This is a genomic window from Streptomyces sp. NPDC051133 (assembly GCF_040682635.1).
Classification (GTDB): domain Bacteria; phylum Actinomycetota; class Actinomycetes; order Streptomycetales; family Streptomycetaceae; genus Streptomyces.
This window is the reverse complement of the sequence record NZ_JBFBBK010000162.1, coordinates 1-3,042: the sequence shown is the minus strand read 5'-3', so window position 1 is coordinate 3,042 and position 3,042 is coordinate 1. Positions and strand designations below refer to the sequence as shown.

The window sequence follows — 3,042 nt, the reverse complement described above, 5'->3', positions numbered from 1 at the left end:
CTCACGCAGTTTCGGGTCGCTGTTGGGCAGCGGCTTATCTAACACCTTCTTCCCCGCCCGGTTCACGGCAGTGGCATGGGGTTCGCCCTTGCCGACGTCCAGGCCAAGATGGACGTCGATGCCAGTGTCGTCCGACATGCCCTTCGCTCCCGTGCTCGCCCGTTTCCCGGCCCCACCTGCGGCATCAGCGTGCCGGCATCCACGTTACGCAGAGACTGCCCGAGGGCGCTCGTGCCTCTAATCAGCGGTCTGCCAATGCCTCCGACACCGGCGACACCACCTTTTCGATCATCTCGACTGGGGGCTCAAGTCATACCGGGGCCGAAGGCCGGGAGCCTCCCCGCATCGCACGCAAGGGCATCGAGTCCAGCGAACGGTTGGGCCGTCGCAGACGGGTGATCGAACGGATCATCTCCTGCTGTCCGGCTACCGCAGACTCAGCCCCCGATACGCACGCCACCCCGGTACTACCTGGCTTTGCTAGGACTTGCCGCAGCCCTCTGCTGCTATAAGCGGTTCCTCAAACTCACCATGTAGGACACGGTCTTTAGTCGATCGTCTTCGACCGATGGACTGCGTGGTCGTGCTTCCGTAGGACGTGCAGCTGGCACCGATGCGCGAGTGGCGTCATCGGTGCCAGCACAGCAGGTCTGCAGGGAGCCGGGCCGGCCGCCGGATTCGTGATGCCGGGCTTCGTCATTCCAACAACAGAGGCCTAAGCAGCGCTGAATGTGCAGCTGAGTTCCCTTAGTTGGAGGCATGCCGGGGGAGGGTGAGGCACATTCCGGTGAGAGTGTTGACGAGCTGCCGGTACTGCGAGAGATAGTCCCACTTATCGGTGCCCGTCCCGTCGCCGGCACGCATCAAGACCCGGGCGGCGCCACACCCGAAGGAGCGGTCCACTTCTGATTGGGGTCGTTATTGCACGGGTAGATAATTGCGATGCTGTTGGGGAGTTTACTGTTGGGGATGTCCAGGCACTCGCCGGATGCGGTGTTCACGATGGTTCCGCTGGCGGCGGAGTAAGTCCAGCTTTGGGCAGCGCTGTTATTGCATACCCGAAGCTCGACGATCGCTCTGTCGGTGGCACCTCCCTGTGGTTGAAGGCATCTGCCGAAGGCTTGAATGGTGGTAGTTTGGCGCACCTCATCAATGATCATGGACCACTGTTGGCCCTTGAGGCCGTTGCATTCGATCACCTGTGGCAGCGTCCCGTCGCTGGCAATGCCATTGGGCACATCGAGACACCACTTGCCGTTGTCAATCGCTGAAGAGATCTGCCCGAAGGCAGAGCCGTTATCATTGACAGCCTGATTGAATGGCGGGGGTGTTACATAGGGCGAGTTGGGGGGGACCAGGGGCTCGACTTGCTGGTGCGTGTCGGGGCATTGATGGACCAGCTCGCTATGTTCCATCGGGACCGTCACCTCTGCCCGGTGGTTGTTGCTCTCTTCACTCGTGTCGGGCAGGTCGCCCTTGATGTCGGTGACGATCCAATACAGACCTGCCGTCATGCCGGATGACGCCTGGGATGGGTTGACGCTCGAGACATACACCTCGGCAACTCCATGAGCGGTGCCGTGATCGCGGTTGTCCTCAAACCAGCCCTTATATCCAGGTTGGATGTTCAGGTTATCCTGCTCCGAAACCGTGCTGCTTTTACCCCATGAGTAACTGGTGTGGTATGTGGCGCTGGCGCCTAGGGTTGCCGAGCCTCCTACACCCCCCGGCGCGTAAGCAAAGGTAACGGATGCGTTGACGGTGAGGTCAAAACCTGTGGTGTTGGTCGCCGTGGTGGTCGTCGACCAGCCTTGATTGAACGATTGGCTGGTGATCGAGCAGTTGTTACGGATAGGATCGGAGATTCTGATCCGGTAGTCCGGTTCGACGCTCCGCGATTCCTCCGCGAAGCGTCGAAGCTGACACTGCCCGTCCCCCGTGCCGATACCCACCTTTTCGCAGTAATCAGTGGCTATGCGGCCGGACGCGCTGCCACCGCCATCCATTTGACTGTTTGAGTGTTGGTCAAGGACCCAGTCGTCGGATGGCCCTCCGGTGCTGACATCGACATCAGCAGCGGCATGCGACGCCGACATGAACATGGCTGCTGCCGCAGCTGCCACGAAACATGCCGTATATCCAGCCGTTCCCTTCAAAGATTGGCGTCTCATTACTCCTCCTCCCGTTACGCGGGTGCGTTTTCGCTGGCGGCAGCATCGTCGGGCTGGGCCGCCTGGTCTAGCGTGCTGCTGCGTAAAACCTGAGCCGTCTCTTTGACGCCAACGTCGGAGGCGGACGTGGCTTGGCCTGTCTCACTCGCAGATCTTCACCCAGCCGACCGCGCTGACCAGGGCGCCAGCTCAACCGTGCGCACCGCTACCTGGAGGCGGCTCCGCGCCCACGTCCGCAGCGAATGTGTGGTGATGCCGAGTTCCGCGGCAGTAACGTCCGTTTCCTGACCAAGGCACGGTTGAGCGCGACGGCCTGTCCTTCGTCAACTTGACCCTCCGCTACAAGGATCGGGCTTGGAGATAGTGCTCCAACTGGGTGGTGGGCGGGTTCCTCCGTCCAGACCACGCCCAAGTACCGGCGGGAGCCGTCTACCGAACGAGGTCCTTCTGCGCTGCGAGGAGATCAGGCGGGCCGTCTACACTGACTTGGAAACGGAGCTGGTCGAGTTCAACGGCGAACGCGATCACTTCCACCTCCTGGCGCGCCACCCGCCGAAGATCGCCATCTCCAGACTCGTCGGCAGTCTCAAAGGCGCCTCGGCTCGGCGCCTGCGGCAGGAGTTCCCTGGAGACATCTGCAAGTACTCATGGGATGACCACACTGGTCGCCGTCCTACTTCGCCGAGTCCTGCCGGGACGCACCGCTGGCAGCAATCAAGGAGTACATCAAAGAACAGAACCGTCCCGACTGGCGTAAACCGGTCAGACAGTCCACGCCGCTGCTCTGACATCGCGTGACACGGTGTGCGACCGGGCAATGGCCAGCCTGGCGAGATCACCTCAGCAGGCGACTCCGCGACCCTCGACAAGA

The 3,042-nt window shown here is 61.6% G+C and carries 2 protein-coding genes and 2 pseudogenes; 2 read left to right on the top strand and 2 right to left on the bottom strand.

The window, feature by feature from the left end:
* Window positions 1-138: pseudogene (locus AB0N17_RS45865) on the bottom strand (IS110 family transposase); the annotation flags it as partial.
* Between the two features lie 200 nt (window positions 139-338).
* On the opposite strand from AB0N17_RS45865, the pseudogene AB0N17_RS45860 reads away from it, so the two are divergent.
* Window positions 339-537, top strand: a pseudogene (locus tag AB0N17_RS45860) (IS5/IS1182 family transposase); the annotation flags it as partial.
* Window positions 538-863: 326 nt separating this feature from the next.
* On the opposite strand, the gene AB0N17_RS45855 reads toward AB0N17_RS45860, so the two are convergent.
* The gene (locus tag AB0N17_RS45855; protein ID WP_366017614.1) at window positions 864-2,123 is read right to left on the bottom strand and encodes an RICIN domain-containing protein; all 1,260 of its coding nucleotides are present in this window, start codon (window positions 2,121-2,123) and stop codon (window positions 864-866) included.
* 411 nt (window positions 2,124-2,534) lie between these two features.
* On the opposite strand from AB0N17_RS45855, the gene AB0N17_RS45850 reads away from it, so the two are divergent.
* Window positions 2,535-2,969 carry a transposase gene (locus tag AB0N17_RS45850; protein ID WP_366017615.1) on the top strand — a complete coding sequence of 145 codons (435 nt, stop codon included), beginning with the start codon at window positions 2,535-2,537 and terminating at the stop codon, window positions 2,967-2,969.
* The last annotated feature ends 73 nt before the right edge of the window (window positions 2,970-3,042 follow it).